Genomic DNA, 16,063 nt, shown 5'->3' with positions numbered 1-16,063 from the left:
AAGCCCCGCCGGCGTCGCGATTAGGCAACGGGCGGGGCGTTTGGGAACCATCCGTGGCTTCTGGTCAGTCGATATCCATCAGGTCGATGGGAACCCCATACGGCCGCTCACGCTTGGTGCCACACTTCACCACCGCCGCCTCCAGCCAATCGGCCAGGACCGCGAACAGGTCCGGCGAGCCGTAGAGCACCGTCTTAGTGAACACGCCCTGCTCGTGGAAATAGTCGTACCCGGCCCCACCCTCCCCCGGCCACATCGCACACTGATAGCGGCCGTCGCCGGTGATGACGAAATGGACCTCGATCCCCTTACGCACGATCTTCATGCTGCGCACGTGCGGGCCGGCGGCACGCAACCTAGCCTCGTTGTCGGCGAACCACCCCTCCAGCCAGGTCTGCAGGGCGTCGGCAAGCCGCGTATCACTCAATTCGGTCGCGTTGATCATGCCACTCTCCTAAGTAGTGAGCCGTCGCGCAGCTCGTCGGCGGCGCGGGCGATAGTGTGCAGCAGAGCCGGCACCTTGGGCAGCGTGTCGCCGTCGAACGCGGGCTTAAACTCGGCCAACAACTCGTCGGTCAACGGCGGCAAGTAAACCCCCAGGCACAGGCCGCCGTGCCGCACCTTGCAGCCGGCCAGCCCGTGAGCCCTGATGTAGCGGAACAGGGTGCGGTACTTGGCGCGATCACCCCAATCCGCCTTGTCCAGCTCCTCCAGGTCGGTGAGCCGGACCGAGTGCGGCGCCCGCCAGTTGTTCAGAAAGCCGTTGGCCCGCGACTCCTCCATCGCCTTACGCTCGCTCACCCGCGACACCACCGACTCCACCAGCAGGCCGACCGTCTCCTCGCAACCCAGCATCACCCGCAGCGACCGCGCGACGAACCGGTTGAGCCAGTAATCGGCCGTGAGCGCCTTGCGCAGGTCCTCGACCGTGGCGTCGGTGTGTCGCGGCAGGCGATCGTTGAGCAGGTCGGCCACGTGCGAGCGGTCACGCCGGTGGGACTTATCGAGCTTGAGTTCCAGGTCGTTCTCAAGCTCGCGGACGTCGTCCTCGTCCCAGGGGGTCCACTTGGGGCGGACCGGCTGCCGGTATCGCGAGTCGTCGTAGTCGGGGTAGGCCCCGTACGACCCGCCGTAAGGCTGAGACAGCAGGACGGCCCGGGCGTCGTCCAGGCCGCTCTGAGGCCCGAGCGTGTCAAAGGAAACGGCTCCCCGGGCGCCAGGGCCGGCCGGGCCCGGCGCGGCACACGATGCGACGTTCCCGAGGAAGGCGGCGTACCGCGACCGCCAGGAGGTCAACGTCTCACCAGGAGTGGGCGGCACCTGTTGCTTAGCAAGGTCGAATCTGCGTAGCGCGCAGTAGTCGACGGGAGCGACGTTGACTGGGTTGACGGCTTCGCCGTCAATGTCGCCGACCGTGGTGCTACCGGCGACCGGTGCTGACACAGAGTTCACACTCTGTGCTTGTACACTCGGTCTGGTAGCAGGGCCCTGCGACCCAGCAGGGTGTTGTTGGTCGTAGGCGTCGATTGCGTCGCAATCCCAGTTGACCACGGTAGGCTGCTCCTCGGCAGATCGCTGTGCTTCAGTGCTACCGTGGCCTGAATACGGGCTGAAAGCCCGCGATTCGCTGCCGGAGTCCTGCTCCTCCCGCTGGAGGTGTCTTGCTTGAAGGTGTTTTTCTAAGGCGTCTGCCGGTGTCTGCGGTGTCTGCGTGTTGCTGGGGGGGACGGAGCAACACTCTGGGGGGACGGGGCAACACTCTGGGGGGACGGAGCAACGTGTCTGGGGGGGACGGAGCAACGCCCTGGGGGGGACGGAGCAACGGGCGGGTGTCGTCGACTGGCCCTGCGACTGTACTTTCGTTTACTGCACTAACATCCGTCTGTACATTGGGTTGAGCGGGTTGCTTGGTTGCCCCGTCTCCCCCTGGCAGCTCCCGCCTGTGGACGCTGCCGGCCGGTAGTGATTGCGTCAACTCGACCAGCTTGGTCACGGCCTGGTGGTCGTCGTCTCGCAGCGCGCAGGTGCCGGGGCGGCCGTCCTTGACGTCGTAGATGACGCCGGCCTGTTCGGCCAGTTTGATGAACTCCGCCGCGTACAGCCGCTGCTGCTTCTTGCGCTTGCCCGGCGCGCAATTCGGCAGCGCGTTCTGCCACTCGCGACCGCCCCGGTTCAGGATGAATCGGCCGCAGCCGACGTATCTCGTCCTGATGGTCAGGATCGCGTGCTTGTGCCAGAACGGCAGCTGGGCGGTCGCTATCGCGCGGTGGTACGTGGCCCATGCGCCGTCGCCCGGCACCGGCCTCAGTTGGGCCGTCCTCAGGCCGGATGCGGTCGTGTTGATTTGTGTGATCAGCGGCGCACCGACCGGGTTGGCCTGCAGGAATTCCAACGCCCGCTTGGCCTTGTACTTGGTGGTGCCTGCGGCTGCGAAGAACTTGTCGTCGAGGTGGGCCACTCGCGACGAGCCGGCCCGTTCCACCGCCGCGACGGCCATCCGGCGGGCCTGGCTGGTCCACTTGGCCTTGGCGTCTTTAGCCCGCTTGGCCCAGTGCTTCTCGTCGGCCGGCGCCGCCTCGCGGGCCGCTTGGCCCCGGGTCAGTATGAGGTCGTGCCCGATCTGCTCGAATTTCGTCTTGGTCATCGTCGATTCCTATCACTGCGGAGATATGGAGAAAGCCCGGAGGGTTGGAATCGACAAGATCCCTCCGGGCTCGCAACTGGGGCTCACTAGTATTTTGGTGGGCTGCAACAGCCATTGTCGATTCCAGTCGGCGTTGGTTCTCTGTTCCGGCGGCGTGATTCCGCGACTCCCCAGAAGCGATCACGCCACCGCAATCAGATTTGCCGGGGGGCCGGGGGTGCTGATACCCCGGCCCTCGTCGGCTATTTACGCCAGCCCGCTCAGCCTCAGGGTGCGCGGGTTCAGCTGCACCAGGTGGCCGCCCCCCGTGCTGCCGTTGCGGTTCTTCTCGACGTTCAGCGAGAAGACGGGCTCGTAGTTGCTGCCCGCGTCGCCCATCTTCTGCTCGACGGTCTGGTTGATGCACACCACGTAGTCGGTGGCGTGCAGCTTGCTGTACGACTCGCCCGCGTGCTCCAGGCCCAGGTTGGCCTCCCGCTTGGCCCCCTCGCGGTTGGACTGCGTGCCGGTGATCACCAGCGTGTTGGTCTTCTGCGCCAGCGCCTTGAGGCTGTTGGCGACCTCCTTCTGCCGCGCGTGCTCCGCCTCGTCGCGTTGCGCCTTGCGCGGCGCCAGCAGCAGCTCCAGGTAGTCGACGATGACCACGTCGGCGACCCAGCCCTGCTTCTCCCGCAGCTCGTCCATCCACCGCTCGATGTGGTTGACGCTGACGCTGCTGGCGGGGAACTCCTTGAACTTCAGGGTGCGGACCTCGTTCAGCTTGGTCAGCTGCTTGGTCAGCTGGCCCTTCAGGCCCTCCAGGCTGTCCCGCAGGCTGGTGATGGTGATGCCGCTGAACATCGCGTAGCAGCGTTCGGCCAGCGTCTCCCTGGGCATCTCCAGGCTGACGAACAGCACGTTGTAGCCGCTGCAGGCGAGCGTCACGGCGTCGTTGCACATGAACAGCGACTTGCCGCCGTTGGTGCGGGCCATGTAGAACAGCGTCTGCTTGCGGCCGGGCCCGCCGTTGTGCAGCCGCCGGGTCAGCGCGTCCACGGTGAGCGGGAAGTGCGACACCGCCTGCTCGCGCAGCAGCTCGTCCACGTCGTCGAAGAAGTCGGCGTCGGTCCGCTGCTTGACGGCCGGCTTCAGCTCCACCTGGATGGACTCCAGCGTGGCCTTGGCGAGGTCCATCTGGCCCTTGGCGATTTGGTCGGCCGCCTGGTTCGTCTTGTGCAGGTAGACGGTGCGCTCCAGCCACTTCTCGTAGTGCTCCAGCACCTGGGGCACGAACTTGTAGTCGTCGTGGCGGAACTGGTCCGCCCGCGCCAGGGTGTCCATCACGTCCTGGCACCAGTCGTCGTCCAGCGTGATGGTGTTGTTGATGGCCTCGGCCAGGAAGTCGTTGCGGCGGTCGTCGGGGCACTCGGGCAGCTCGCCGTCGTCCTCGATCATCCCCTTGGCGATGGTGACTATGACCTTGCCGGCCATGCTGGCGAAGTGCGCCGTTTCCAGGTACTGCAGGCCGGTGGCGATCCGCGAGCGGGTGGGGCCGTTGAGCAGCAGCAGCGGTACCCACTCCTGCATCAGGTTGTCGATCTTGTCGTGCGGCGATTCTTCTGCGGCGTCGAGGGCGCGCAGCCGTTCTTGCATCGTGATGGACATCGGTGTGGACTCACAGACGGACTGGCTCCCCCGGCCCCCACCGATGAGCGATGTGGAGGGCCGGGGGTTACAGCGTTGCGCTCACTTGATTCTTGGTCACAGCCGACAGGGCTGAACGCTCATCGGTTAGTTAAAGGAAGCGAAGCTGGGTGCAACGCCGTAATCGATTCATCAACATATTTGCAACCGATGTCTCAAGCTCTAATACTCGCGACACCGGGCACATTACTTACCAACCCGAAAAGCCGGCGGCCCCGGGGCGCCCAAGGTAAGAAGCGCGCCGGGGCTCGTCGCCCAACCGGCATTCATCTACGAGCCCATTGAGTCGAGCAGCTCGTCAACGTCGTCCACCGAGAACGTCCCCATGCGCTCCATCTCCAGGTCGTCCCACACCCATCGCGGCCCGTAGTCGTTGTAGGTCTCGTTCACCCAGTCGTGGTGCTCCTGGATCTCATCCTCGAAATCTTCCAGGCCCAGCTCCCTCCCGTCCCACCCGGGCGCCCCGCCTTCGCCCCGCTCGTACTCGTCTCGATCGATTACCCAGTCGCCGCGTTCGGGCTGCTCGGCCTCGCAATCGTCGTCCACGGCCTCGACGTCGAGGTCGCTGCCGCCGAAACCGTCGTTCGAGAAACAGTGGGCCGCCCACCGACACTTGCGGCACTGGATCGCCGCGTCTCTGGGGGTAGGGCCGTCGTAAAACCCGGGACTGGGATCGCGATCCGGGCAGGGCGGATCGCCTTTGGTGCAGTAGTGGTCCATCAAATCCGGGTACGCGAACACAAGCTCGTTCTGTTTTCCAGACATAAGAAATCTCCTTGTCTCTGCGCGTGGGGGGGGGCCGGGGCCGGCGGTCGCGCTCCCCGCCGGCCCGGTTCTCGCCTAGTTCAGCGGGGTTGTCAGCGTTTGGGGAGTTTCAGAATGGTGCTGATCAGCTTCTGGGAGCGGTCGTAGATCGCGGTCATGGTGCTGAACTTGTGCTCGTCGACGTTGCGGGCGTGATCGTAGAACCCGAGCGGGCCGAAAGCCTCGAACGCCGCTTTCACTTCCGGCGCCCGCTTGTGGTCGCAATGGACGTCGATCCGCACTATGTCGGAATTCCCCCTGTACGGCTCGGCGCACAGCAGAAGCGAGATGCGGATGTCCCTGGCGCTCGCGGACTCGATCAGCAGGTCGGGCGGGTCGTCGAAGCACATCTTGATAGCGCCGGCGCCGCGTACGAAATCGTCCACGCACTGGCGCTGCGTCTCGCCGAGGGCGTGGTAGGTGCTCGTCTTTTTGAACCAGTCGGCTGCGTTGCGATTCACGGTGCTCATCTTGTGGGGTCTCTGGGTTGGGATTGTCCGGGTTCACTTGCCCTTGCGGACCCCGGCTGCTCGCGCCAGCGCGTCGGCCGCCCGCGCCACCTTCTCCAAGCGGTCCAGGCTGGCCGGCTCGTTCAGGTCGAGCGGGACGTCGTCGAGGTCCAGATCGAAATTCAGCACATAACCCTTGGCGGTGGTGCTGATCTCAGTGCTGATCGAGGGTGGATTAGTCCAAGGCGGGACGGGCAGCTTGATCAGCGGCACCCCGACCCTTACGGCCTGGTTGTGGTCAGCGGTGCGCGTGGTGACCCGCAAACCGCTCCCCTTCAACCGCTCCCTGAGGTGTTCAGCAATCGCACCAAGTACCGGGTCCAACATGTGCTTAGGCATCGGTCTGCTCTCTTGTTGAGATATCAAAGTCGTCGGCCACATCAGCAGTGTTCGACAATGACAATCATAATCTGGGAGCAACTGATTTCAATGTTGAATGATAAAAAACATCATTACTCGTTGATGGGGCCCCGGGGGGTCATACGTCGGCGGTAAACCTGGCGCTCTGGGGGGCCACACGGGCTACCCGGCCGGAGGGGGTGGGGGGCGCCCCCCCCGGGCGATAGTCACCGGGGAGGCGAGGGGCGTGGACAAGCGACCAGGGACGCCCGACCAAATTTTAGGACAGTTGTATAGCCCCCGCCCGCCGGCAACGTAGTCGGCGGGCGGGTCATTCCACTAGCAGCGAGTCGGAGCACACCACATGTCAGTAAAGCCCAAGCTCCGGGTCGCCGGGACCGACCGCCTTGAAGCCCTCGCCGACCGGTACGCCACCCTCCTGATGAGCGACCACCAGCCAGACCCCACGATCACTCGTGAGCAGTTCGCCGACCTCGTCGCCCTTGTGGCCGACAACCGCAGGATGATCCGGTCCACCCAGACCGGAATCAGAGAATGCAGGGCCGACATCAAGGCAATCTTGACCATCCTCCAGGCCGACACCCCAGCCAAATAAGCACCCGTTGCTCGTCGGCCACGCCAACGGTCCCAGCGTTGCTCGTCGACAACACTGTCAGCGACCCATCAAGGCACAATCTTGTGCTGATGCCTTACTGTGTGTTCTACTGGGGTCTCGGGGCAAGGAAGCCGAGACAGCCATTAATCCCACACGAGGTTGGAGACAGACAGATGAGCAAGATCGAGAATCGCGTGGCCCACATCCAGGTCGACTCGCGCCAGAACAGCCGGCTTCTCGTAACCATCCCGATCAGCCAGAGAGCCGATATGGCCGAGCTGTCGGAGCGACTGGGGATGAGCCAGCAGGCGATAGTTAGAGCCGCCCTGGCCGATTTCGCGATCAAGTACGCCCCCGAGCCAGCCCTCGACAAGCCCGCCAAGAAGGCCCGCGTCAAGAAGTCCTGACCACCCCATCAGCGCCACGGATGGCGTCTATTTCATTGAGGAGATTATATATGTTGGAAAAGCACCGCATCTCGCAGGAAATACCCGGAGAACTCCATGCTCGTCTCTGCGCCGCTGCCCTCCGTGAAGACCGTACCCGCATCAGCATCATCTGTCGGGCGCTTGACGCTTACTGTCTCCGCTCTGAGCAGGACGAGGCCGCAGCACGTGCCGACAGCCGGCATCCTGACCGCCTTGGCGAACGCCCAGCTAGTTTGTGAGCTAGGATTGACGGATCGCACGCCCAAGGAGTAAGCAAATGACCGACCAGGACCAGTCCGTGGCGTACGTCCGAGTGTCGACTGACGCCCAAGACACCGCGCGGCAATACACCTCGGTCCGCAAATGGGCCGAGGACAACCGCATCACGCTCGCCAAGATCTACGAAGACACCGGGCGCAGGCACCAAGCCGATGATCGCCCCCAGTTCCAAGCGATGATCGCCGAGGTCCAGGCCGGCAGAATCCAGCGCATCGTCATCGACGCCCAGGACCGGCTCGGCTTCCAGCGCGTCTTCGAGTGGTATCACTACCTCTTCATCATCACCGGCAAGGGCTGCGTCCTCGTCCAGGCGGTCGACGGCAAGGTCCTCTCCGACGAGGACCCCGCCGGCTTCATCACGTCCGGGATCGGCGCGCACACCTCCAAGGAGGAGATGGTCAAGAAGTCCACCCGCGACCTCGGCAAGAAGGCCGAGATGGCCAAGAATGGGATCTGGGCCGGCGGCTGGGTCCCCTACGGTTGCGACGTCGTCTGCCGCACCGACGGCGGAGAGGAACGCTGGAGGGTCGTCATCGACGGCAAATGGAAGCGCTACCGCCAGTGGCCCACCGGCGAAATCGAACGCTGGGACGGCAAGGGCGAGAACGCATTCCCCCGGGACCGCCAACCCGGGGACACCCTCGTCCTGGACCGGAGCGTCGACGAGCGACGGCACGAGATCCTGCGCACCATGTTCAAGTATGCCGCCGACGGGTGGCCGTACTACCGAATCTCTCAACGGCTCAACGAGATGGGGCAGAGCCACTACCACCCGCACGGCCCCTGGTACGCGGTCCTCGTCAAGAAGATCCTCACCAACCCGGCGTCGATCGGCCTCCCCGCCTGGAACAAGAACGCCCACGGCCTCTACAGCGAGCTTGTCGACGGCGCCGTGAAGATCAACCCGCCACGCAACAAGAAAGACTCCAGCAAGGCCAAGACCGGCAGGAAGCGGGAACGCTCCGAGTGGGTGATGCCCGCCAAGCCCCTGTTCGAGCCCATCGTCGACCCCGCCGTCTTCTGGGAAGTCCAAAAGCTGCTGGACGCCCCCAAGCCCATCAGGACGTCCCGGTCCGAGAAGCTCTGGTTGTCCGGCCTCGTCGTATGCGGCAAATGCCAGAAGACGATGAGCGGATGGACCCAGGTGGACGGCGGCAAAGAGACCCTGTCCTACGTCTGCCAATCGTTCCGCAAGCACGGCCACGCCAATAAGTTCGGCTGCAAATTGCACCGCGTCCGGATGGACGTCCTGGAAGGACACCTGAACCAATACCTCAAAGACCTCGGACTGTCGCTGACCCGGTTGATCAACGCGGGCCAGAACGACCTCCTGTCGACCCTCTACGTCGAAGTCGTCAAGGACAAGGCGCGCCTGGGCGACCTGAAGGAGCAGATGGAATATTTCTTGGCCGAGGCCCTGCTGGAGATCGCCGAGCCAGAGGAGTTGCCGGACGACCGCTACCGATTCACCGTCGACACGTCCGACGGCCCCGTCAGCATCGTGATCCCCAGTGAGGAGAGCGAGGACCACGAGACGCTGATACACCTGTACGACTGGGTCACCACGGCCAAGCGCACCCGGCGGAACGAGAGGATCGGCGAGCTTGAGGCCGAACTCTCGCGGCTGGCCGAGAAATGGGACGACTTCGCCGGCCTCCCGACCGCGAGGCGCAAGGTCAAGGACGAGATGACCGCCGTCGAAGCGGAGTTGGCGCGGGTGAGCGCCGACGACACGGATTTGGGCGAGCAGGTGAAGGATCTGCTGAAGAACCTGGCGGCGCGGATGAAGCGGTTGGATAATCTTAGGTGGGAGCGGGACGAGGGGACGCCCTACGCCAGGGCGCAGGCGTTGCGAGGCATCCTGGAGCGGATGGTATGCTGGTTCGAGTACAGGCAGCACGGTGCTCAGACCCGGTCGCACCTGTCTCGGGTCGACTTCGAGCCGCTGGAGGGCGACCGGGCGACGATCCTGACGCCGCCGGGCTAGTCGGGTGGCCCCTGCCCCGCCGACGCGAACGGGAAGCCGTCGGGCGGGCTTCCCCCGGAGGATCGGCCCCGGCGGATCTCAAGAAGGACGCCAGCGGCTTCGACCTGCCGATCGCGCTGGGGATGCTCGCGGCCAGCGGCCAGATCGCGCTCGATCGGCCAGGTAACTTCGCCGTCATAGGCGAGCTGGCCCTGACCGGCGAGACCCGGCCGGTGAAGGGCATCCTCTCGATGGCGCTCCAGGCCTCCACCGAGAACCGGGACGGGGTGCTGGTCCCCCGGGAAAATGCGGCTGAGGCGGCGGTGGTCGAGGGGGTCAACGTCTACCCGGTGGGGAGCCTCGCCGAGGCCGTCGGCTTCCTCTCCGGTCAGCTCGACATGGACCCCGAGGCCGTCGACCTTGACGAGATCTTCGCCCGCGACTCGCACACCGACGAGGATTTCGTCGACGTCAAGGGCCAGGACTACGCCAAACGTGCGCTCCTGATCGCGGCATCAGGGAATCACAATCTACTGATGATCGGGCCCCCAGGAACCGGCAAAACGTTGCTGGCCAAGCGGCTGCCGACGATTCTCCCGCCGCTCACGCCGAGCGAGAGCCTGGAGACGACCCGCATCTACAGCGCCATGGGACGGCTGAGCGCCGGCCAGGCGCTCATGGCGGTTCGTCCGTTCTGCACGCCGCACCACTCGGTCAGCGACGCCGGCCTGGTCGGCGGCGGCAACCCGCCCCAGCCGGGCCAGATCTCGATGGCCCATAAAGGGGTCTTGTTCCTCGACGAAATGCCCGAATTTAACCGCAAGACGCTCGAAGTTCTGCGGCAGCCGCTTGAGGAGGGCAAGGTCACGATCAGCCGGGCGATGAACACGGCGACCTTCCCCGCTGAGTTCATCTTGGTTGCAGCGATGAATCCATGTCCGTGCGGTTATAGGTCGGACCCGCGCCGGTCGTGCTCTTGCAGCCCGCCGCAGATTGAGAAGTACCTAAGCCGGATCTCGGGGCCGCTGCTGGACCGGATCGACCTCCACGTCGAGGTTCCTTCCGTGCCGTTCGCGCAGCTCGCCGAGATGCCGCCGGGCGTCACCTCGGCCGAGATCCGGGCCCAGGTGCTCGAAGCTCGCAGCCGCCAGGCGCACCGGTTCGGCAAGGATGGCCCGCAGGTCAACGGCCGTATGACCCCCCGGCAGATCCGCAAGCACTGCAAGCTCAAGCCCGAGGCGATGAGCATCCTCAAGGCCGCGATGGAAGAACTCGGCCTCTCCGCCCGCGCCTATGACAAGGTCCTTCGCGTCGCCCGCACCATCGCCGACCTTGAAGCCGCCGACGAGATCAAACCCCAGCACATCGCCGAAGCCGTCGGCTACCGCTCGCTCGACCGCAGCGTCTGGGTGTAGTTCAAGCGCTTGCGAGGGGCTCGCGCTTTCGCGATGCTCGGATCAGTCCCGCGACGATCAGGGTGGTGAAGCAGACGACGGAGGCGGGTTCGGGGACAGGGACTTCCGCGGTGTCGAGCGGCGGGACGACGCTGGAGGGGGAGAGCAGGAAGGCGTTGACTTTACCGTCGTGCTTGCCCACTCCGATGATCTGTCCGAGATTGTTGACGCCGAGCGCGGCGGTGAGGATCCAGCCGGAGCCCGTCGGCAACAGGCTGCAGGGGTCGGTCAGCACCCCGTCTTTCATCATGAAAGCGCGGAGACGGTTGTCATCGGCCGCCGCGTCCTGGAACCTGGATCCGACGACGAGCCCGGCGTTGTTGATCGCGTAAGCGAGATTCGCGCCGTCGCCCAATTGGTGGGTCGTCCCATCGCGCGCATCGAACTGCCCTGCCCCGCATCGGCCGCCGAAACATTAGACCAGCCGACGACAACGCCAGAGCCGTTGATTCCTCGGGCGATACTGCTCCCGCCGCCGAGGTCGCCGATCTGCTTGAGCACTCCACCCGAATAAAGGAACGATTGCGAGTTGATGCCGCCTGAAGTCACGATGTTTCTGCATCCGAACGCCGCCGATATTCACGTAGGTATGACGCTGGCTGTCCCAGCCGGTCGTGTCGCCGGCCTGGTTGTAGGCGTATATCCACGAGCCGTCGGCGGTGCGAGAAGGCTGCGGGAGGTTCGGGGTGGAGAGCGAGCCGGCCTGAGTGCCGAGACTGCTGTAGGTGTACTGCGCGCTCTGGTTTCGCTGCCCCTCGGGGACCGCCGAATAGAACTCGCTGTAGCCCATGAAGCCGCCGGCGCCTTCGGGAACGAGGTTCACCTGTCCCTGATCGTTGAGCCCGACGGGGATGTACTGGCCGAGATCCGTGATCGAATAGCTCGATCCGAGCGTCGGCCCGGCTGCGGGGAGACGCCGCCATGAAGGAGAGGGAGAAGCCCAAGCAAGCGGCCGAGATCGTCGTCTTCCGGTTCAAACATGTTGCCTCCTGCAACGTCGCGCGCATCCATCGCCCGATGACGGACGCGTAGTATAGAGTAGCTAGTCAGGTTAAGCGTCAAGATCATGAGAGCGCGGCGAGCCGGCGGTCGGCCGTCGCGAAGCCAAGGGAGCCGCGCGATGTCGCATTTCTCGAAGCGGAGAGCGTCGCGCCCGTTTCCTCGTCTGAGGCGAATCCTCTACTGGCTGCCGCGCATCGTGCTGCTGATCGCCATCGCGTCGCTCGTTTATTACGACCGGACCCACCCGGGGAACGGACGCCGGGGCGGGTCGGAACGACGGGGTCGAGGGGGCGAGGTCGGGCGGCTGGCGCGGGTTCGGGTGGTCGTCGATCCCGGCACGGTCTGGGTCGACGACGGCGACACGATTCGGATCTCCTGGCCCGACGCGCCCGCCGAGCGGGTCCGAGTGCTCGGGATCGACGCGCCCGAGGTCGCCAACGCTCGCTATCCTGACCACAAGGAACAGCCCTACGGTCCCGAGGCGAAGGAGTTCGCGCGGCGCGTCATTCTGGGGGCGAAACGGCTGGAGCTGCTCCGGGCGCCTAAACCCGATCGTTTTGACCGGACGCTCGGCTACCTGTTCGTGGACGGGGTCAATTACTCAGTCCTCGCCGTCGAGAATCACTTGGCCGAATCGACGGTCGACCGCTTCGGCGACAACGGCTTCCCCGAGGAGGCGGCGAAGGTTCGGGAGGCCGCTCGCCGCGCCGGGCCACCGCCGTTCGAATCTCCGGTCCAATTTCGCGACCGCACAACGGGGCGGAAGCGAGCCGCCTGAATGCATCGGGAGAGAAACGGATGGCGAAACGAGCCTCGCTCGACGACAAACTTGCGGCGGTCCGCCTGTTGCGCAATCAACCGACTTCGCCGGCGCTCGTCGCCGAGCTGCGCAAGGCGATCGCGGACAGGTCGAACTTCCTCGCCTCCGCCGCGGCCGTGATCGCCGGCGACAAGAGGCTCGTCGAGCTGACGCCAGACCTCGAAGCAGCCTACAACCGGTTTCTGATCGACCCGATCAAGAACGATAAGCTCTGCCGGGCCAAGGTCGCGATCGTGGAGGCGCTCGACAAGATGGAGCACGACCGCCCGCAGACGTTCCAGAACGCCGCCAGGCATATTCAGCTCGAACCGATCTGGGGAGGGGTCGAAGACGCCGCCGTTTCGCTCCGCGCATCGGCATTGCTTGCGCTGGCCCGAATCGACGCGTCCGGCCTCCTCACGCTGCTGGTCGACGCCCTGCATGATCCCTTGCTTCAGGTTTCCAAGGGCGATCCCGAGCGGGTGGTGCGCATCGCCGCCGCCCAGGCGCTCGGCTACCAGGGGTCGGAAGCGGCCGGCCTGCTGTTGCGTCTCAAAGTCCGCGCCGGAGATCGCGACCCGGACGTGATTTCCGAATGTCTCCACGGACTGCTGACGATCTCGCATCAGGAGCATCTCGATTTCGTCGCGTCGTTTCTTGATCCTGACAACGAGGCGGGTTGCGAGGCCGCCGTAATGGCGCTCGGCAAGTCGCGGTTGCCCGAGGCGCTCGGGCCGCTCGAAGCCTGCTGGCGGCGGGCTTCGTCTCCTCCGCTGCAAGAGGCGATCCTCCTGGCCGTCGCGATGCTCCGCACCCCCGAGGCCGTTGATCGCCTTCTGGACTTTGTGGCCGGCGAGATCGAACCGCACTCACGAATGGCGCTGTCGGCGCTCAAGATCCACTGTCACGACGCACGACTGACCGAACGGATCGAGCGCGTCGTCGCCGCCAAGGGAAACCGCGAGTTGAAGGAACAGTTCGAGCGCGACTTTCGGACCGACGATTGAGGTGCAGAGACGCCGCGATCGCCTCGCCGCCCGGGTCGCCGTCGATCCTACGATCGGTTGGGTTCTTTCTCGCGGCCCGACTCGGAGGGCCGCCCGAGGATGGCGCGGCGGATCAACTCGTAGGGACACGCCCCGACGAACGAGTACCGCGCCAGGAACGTGCCGAGACTCGGCTCCGACAGGCTGCGGAGCACGACCTTCGACCAGACGAAGGAGGAACCTTCCTCGATTCCGATCCAGTGGTCTCGATCGCGCTCGGGCTTGGCGCCGACGATGAGGTGGATTCCGTTTCGAGCCAGATCAAGCACCGTGACGGGATGTGTGACCAGGCGTCGGGGATCGAACTCGTCGTCGAGGAGCGCGGCGGGTCGCCGGCTCGTCGAGGGGGCCAAGGCCGTCGATCCGACCTGGCGACGGCTTCCAAAACCGGGGGGCTTCATCGCCGCCCGCAGATATCGAGGGTCGTTGCTCTGAAACGGCGCATCCCAGGCCTCCGCCTGGTCTCGCACCGAATCATGCGGGACGTCCCAACCGAGGACGACCCGCACGCCCCGACCTGGTCCGTTGCCGAGCGTTGAACGATTCCGCCGCCACAAGTCTTCGAACCTCTCCACGGGGCCGCCAGTCCTTTCCGAGGCATCGGCGACGCGCGACGCGCCTTCTCGACGTATTCCGCTCGCTCGTCGTCGCTTTCCAGGAGAACCCTAGTTCGCGGAGCGGGCGGCGTCAAAACGAAGGCGCGGGGCGAGCCCTCAAACCCGGCACATCACCAGACTGGCGTTCTGACCTCCGAATCCGAAGCTGTTGGAGATCGCGGCGCGGACGGGCATTTCGCGGGCGGTGTTGGGGACGTAATCGAGGTCGCAGTTCGGGTCCGGCGTGGCCAGGTTGATGGTCGGGGGGATGACGCCCCGTTCCAGCGACATGGCCGTCGCCGCGGCTTCGACGGCTCCCGACGCACCGATGAGATGCCCGATCATCGACTTCTGCGAACTCATGGGGATCGACTGGGCGCGGTGTCCGAACACCCGCTTGACCGCGACGGTCTCCATCAGATCGTTGAGTCGCGTGCTCGTTCCGTGGGCATTGATGTAATCGATCCGATCAGGGTCGAGTCGAGCTTCACGCAAGGCCGACGTCATCGACAGCGCCGCGCCTTTGCCTTCCGGCTCGGGTCGGGTGATGCCGTAGGCGTCGAACGACGAGCCGTAACCGGTGATTTCGGCGTAGATCCGGGCGCCCCGCCTCTTGGCCCTACGGTAGCTTTCGAGCAAGAGGACCGCGGCCCCCTCGCCCAGAACGAAGCCGTCGCGGTCGGCGTCGAACGGTCGCGAGACCTCCGACGGAGGCCGAACCGACGAACTGACGGCCTTCATGGCGGAGTAAGCCACCAACAGTTGCGGATCGAGCCGGCTGTCGCAGCCGCCCGCAAGCATCACGTCGGCGTCGCCCCGGGCGATAAGGCGGAAGGCGTCGCCCACCGCTTGCGTCCCCGCCGCGCACGCCGTCACGACCGTGCTGTTGGGCCCCATCGCCTGATGCAAGATCGAGATGTGCGCGGCCGCCATGTTCGGTAGGTGCTGCAACAGCCAGAGCGGAAAGATCGACTCCGATCGGGCTTTGGCGAACCGCGCCATGTCAAACTTGCCGTCGTCGTTGATGCTGTCGAGGATCGGCGGCACCAGCTCGCCGATGTCGACGGGCGTGATCCCGGTCCCCATGCAGACGCCGAACCGCGTCGGGTCGAGCGGCTTCTCATCGACGCCCGAGTCCTCGACGGCCATCGCCGCCGCCCCCACCGCGAACCGCATGGCGCGGCTCATCAGCTTGGCGTTCTTCTTGTGCTCGCCCAGATAAGGGAGGACGTCGAAGTCCTTGACCTCACCGGCGATCTTGATCGGGATGCCGGTCGTGTCGAAACTCTCGATGTAACTGACACCCGAACGCCCCTCGCAAATCGCCTGACCAAAATCGCGCGCCCCTCTTGCATTGGGCGCGACGACGCCGATTCCTGTGATCACCACGCGGTGCATAGTCCCCACCCTCAAGCGGTGCCCAACCTGACGTGCAGTGTGGGATTCCTGCCCCTCGATCCTGTCCTTCCTGGCGACTCAGCGATAAACTGTCCACCATCCCGAGATACGTCGTTCCAAGCGATCGTCTCGGGCCGGCGACTCAGACCAACGCGTCTCGGCATGACCCGAAAACCCTCTGGAGCCGTCGTCCCCGCCCACTCCCCGGGCGTGCGACTCAACTCCAGACAGGCCTCTCGGTCTCGTTGCCGATACGGCTTGCCCTGCTGTGTCATCTTATCACGCCTCGGGGGCTCATGCAAACTTGGACCGCAATCTGGGGAGAATAAAGACGACTAGGAAGAATGCGCGGAGGCTTTCTGTCGAGTCTTTTGAGCGTTTTGCCGGGAGTGGGCAAGGGGTTTTGCGCAACGATTGGGTTCCGTGAGTCGGTGGAACTTGTCGGCGAACCGAGTTGGCGGCATAGTCGTCTGAACCTATCGGACGTTGAGCGGTGACGG

Annotated in this window: 17 protein-coding genes; 6 read left to right on the top strand and 11 right to left on the bottom strand. The window is 65.0% G+C overall.

Features of this window, described 5'->3' with window-relative positions; translation table 11 throughout:
• Positions 1-64: 64 nt before the first annotated feature.
• The 7 genes from BSF38_RS25345 to BSF38_RS25315 all read right to left on the bottom strand — a co-directional run bounded on the left by BSF38_RS25345 (position 65) and on the right by BSF38_RS25315 (position 5,979).
• Entirely contained in the window at positions 65-445 is a 381-nt protein-coding gene (locus BSF38_RS25345; RefSeq protein WP_076349850.1) for a hypothetical protein, read from the bottom strand.
• Positions 442-1,443: a hypothetical protein gene (locus tag BSF38_RS25340; protein WP_145952320.1), complete on the bottom strand. Its 1,002-nt coding sequence runs from the start codon at positions 1,441-1,443 to the stop codon at positions 442-444. Before BSF38_RS25340 ends, BSF38_RS25345 begins: the two co-directional genes overlap by 4 nt.
• Before the next feature lie 145 nt (positions 1,444-1,588).
• Positions 1,589-2,644 (bottom strand): hypothetical protein, encoded by a 1,056-nt coding sequence (locus BSF38_RS25335; RefSeq protein ID WP_076349848.1) that lies wholly within the window; start codon positions 2,642-2,644, stop codon positions 1,589-1,591.
• A gap of 246 nt (positions 2,645-2,890) precedes the next feature.
• Positions 2,891-4,210, bottom strand: coding sequence for a DnaB-like helicase C-terminal domain-containing protein (locus tag BSF38_RS25330; protein ID WP_168189458.1), 1,320 nt, complete (start codon positions 4,208-4,210; stop codon positions 2,891-2,893).
• A gap of 387 nt (positions 4,211-4,597) precedes the next feature.
• Entirely contained in the window at positions 4,598-5,092 is a 495-nt protein-coding gene (locus BSF38_RS25325) for a hypothetical protein (RefSeq protein WP_076349846.1), read from the bottom strand.
• Positions 5,093-5,184: 92 nt separating this feature from the next.
• Entirely contained in the window at positions 5,185-5,601 is a 417-nt protein-coding gene (locus BSF38_RS25320) for a hypothetical protein (protein WP_076349845.1), read from the bottom strand.
• A gap of 33 nt (positions 5,602-5,634) precedes the next feature.
• On the bottom strand, positions 5,635-5,979 hold the full coding sequence (locus BSF38_RS25315) for a hypothetical protein (protein WP_145952319.1): 345 nt from the start codon (positions 5,977-5,979) through the stop codon (positions 5,635-5,637).
• Positions 5,980-6,343: 364 nt separating this feature from the next.
• On the opposite strand from BSF38_RS25315, the gene BSF38_RS25310 reads away from it, so the two are divergent.
• The 4 genes from BSF38_RS25310 (at position 6,344) to BSF38_RS25295 (ending at position 10,683) form a co-directional block, all read left to right on the top strand.
• Positions 6,344-6,595, top strand: coding sequence for a hypothetical protein (locus BSF38_RS25310; RefSeq protein ID WP_076349843.1), 252 nt, complete (start codon positions 6,344-6,346; stop codon positions 6,593-6,595).
• 173 nt (positions 6,596-6,768) lie between these two features.
• Positions 6,769-7,002 (top strand): hypothetical protein, encoded by a 234-nt coding sequence (locus BSF38_RS25305; RefSeq protein ID WP_076349842.1) that lies wholly within the window; start codon positions 6,769-6,771, stop codon positions 7,000-7,002.
• A gap of 298 nt (positions 7,003-7,300) precedes the next feature.
• Positions 7,301-9,289 (top strand): recombinase family protein, encoded by a 1,989-nt coding sequence (locus BSF38_RS25300; RefSeq protein ID WP_076349841.1) that lies wholly within the window; start codon positions 7,301-7,303, stop codon positions 9,287-9,289.
• Positions 9,178-10,683: a YifB family Mg chelatase-like AAA ATPase gene (locus BSF38_RS25295; protein WP_083713456.1), complete on the top strand. Its 1,506-nt coding sequence runs from the start codon at positions 9,178-9,180 to the stop codon at positions 10,681-10,683. Before BSF38_RS25300 ends, BSF38_RS25295 begins: the two co-directional genes overlap by 112 nt.
• A gap of 1 nt (position 10,684) precedes the next feature.
• Here the strand turns inward: BSF38_RS25295 and BSF38_RS25290 are convergent, their stop codons facing one another.
• Together BSF38_RS25290 and BSF38_RS25285 are read right to left on the bottom strand one after the other, a co-directional pair.
• Positions 10,685-11,077, bottom strand: a complete 393-nt coding sequence (locus tag BSF38_RS25290) for a hypothetical protein (RefSeq protein ID WP_076349840.1) — start codon at positions 11,075-11,077, stop codon at positions 10,685-10,687.
• 60 nt (positions 11,078-11,137) lie between these two features.
• Positions 11,138-11,545: a hypothetical protein gene (locus tag BSF38_RS25285; protein ID WP_076349839.1), complete on the bottom strand. Its 408-nt coding sequence runs from the start codon at positions 11,543-11,545 to the stop codon at positions 11,138-11,140.
• Between the two features lie 297 nt (positions 11,546-11,842).
• On the opposite strand from BSF38_RS25285, the gene BSF38_RS25280 reads away from it, so the two are divergent.
• Together BSF38_RS25280 and BSF38_RS25275 are read left to right on the top strand one after the other, a co-directional pair.
• Positions 11,843-12,502: a thermonuclease family protein gene (locus BSF38_RS25280; RefSeq protein WP_076349838.1), complete on the top strand. Its 660-nt coding sequence runs from the start codon at positions 11,843-11,845 to the stop codon at positions 12,500-12,502.
• A gap of 20 nt (positions 12,503-12,522) precedes the next feature.
• On the top strand, positions 12,523-13,530 hold the full coding sequence (locus BSF38_RS25275; RefSeq protein WP_076349837.1) for a HEAT repeat domain-containing protein: 1,008 nt from the start codon (positions 12,523-12,525) through the stop codon (positions 13,528-13,530).
• 47 nt (positions 13,531-13,577) lie between these two features.
• Here BSF38_RS25275 and BSF38_RS25270 read toward each other — a convergent pair whose 3' ends face one another.
• Positions 13,578-14,144, bottom strand: coding sequence for a hypothetical protein (locus BSF38_RS25270; protein ID WP_145952318.1), 567 nt, complete (start codon positions 14,142-14,144; stop codon positions 13,578-13,580).
• Positions 14,145-14,282: 138 nt separating this feature from the next.
• On the bottom strand, positions 14,283-15,563 hold the full coding sequence (gene fabF, locus BSF38_RS25265) for a beta-ketoacyl-ACP synthase II (RefSeq protein ID WP_076349835.1): 1,281 nt from the start codon (positions 15,561-15,563) through the stop codon (positions 14,283-14,285).
• Positions 15,564-16,063: the final 500 nt, after the last annotated feature.

The sequence above is a fragment of the Paludisphaera borealis genome, assembly GCF_001956985.1.
In the GTDB taxonomy this organism is placed as follows: Bacteria; Planctomycetota; Planctomycetia; order Isosphaerales; family Isosphaeraceae; genus Paludisphaera; species Paludisphaera borealis.
This window is presented reverse-complemented; position numbering and strand designations above follow the sequence as displayed.

Bases quoted from the DNA above. Each gene is read 5' to 3' on its own strand.
- fabF (WP_076349835.1), bottom strand. From the start codon at position 15,563: ATGCACCGCGTGGTGATCACAGGAATCGGCGTCGTCGCGCCCAATGCA.
- BSF38_RS25335 (WP_076349848.1), bottom strand. From the start codon at position 2,644: ATGACCAAGACGAAATTCGAGCAGATCGGGCACGACCTCATACTGACC.
- BSF38_RS25310 (WP_076349843.1), top strand. From the start codon at position 6,344: ATGTCAGTAAAGCCCAAGCTCCGGGTCGCCGGGACCGACCGCCTTGAA.
- BSF38_RS25325 (WP_076349846.1), bottom strand. From the start codon at position 5,092: ATGTCTGGAAAACAGAACGAGCTTGTGTTCGCGTACCCGGATTTGATG.
- BSF38_RS25305 (WP_076349842.1), top strand. From the start codon at position 6,769: ATGAGCAAGATCGAGAATCGCGTGGCCCACATCCAGGTCGACTCGCGC.
- BSF38_RS25330 (WP_168189458.1), bottom strand. From the start codon at position 4,210: ATGCAGGAGTGGGTACCGCTGCTGCTGCTCAACGGCCCCACCCGCTCG.
- BSF38_RS25275 (WP_076349837.1), top strand. From the start codon at position 12,523: ATGGCGAAACGAGCCTCGCTCGACGACAAACTTGCGGCGGTCCGCCTG.
- BSF38_RS25315 (WP_145952319.1), bottom strand. From the start codon at position 5,979: ATGCCTAAGCACATGTTGGACCCGGTACTTGGTGCGATTGCTGAACAC.
- BSF38_RS25280 (WP_076349838.1), top strand. From the start codon at position 11,843: ATGTCGCATTTCTCGAAGCGGAGAGCGTCGCGCCCGTTTCCTCGTCTG.
- BSF38_RS25345 (WP_076349850.1), bottom strand. From the start codon at position 445: ATGATCAACGCGACCGAATTGAGTGATACGCGGCTTGCCGACGCCCTG.
- BSF38_RS25300 (WP_076349841.1), top strand. From the start codon at position 7,301: ATGACCGACCAGGACCAGTCCGTGGCGTACGTCCGAGTGTCGACTGAC.
- BSF38_RS25320 (WP_076349845.1), bottom strand. From the start codon at position 5,601: ATGAGCACCGTGAATCGCAACGCAGCCGACTGGTTCAAAAAGACGAGC.
- BSF38_RS25295 (WP_083713456.1), top strand. From the start codon at position 9,178: ATGCTGGTTCGAGTACAGGCAGCACGGTGCTCAGACCCGGTCGCACCT.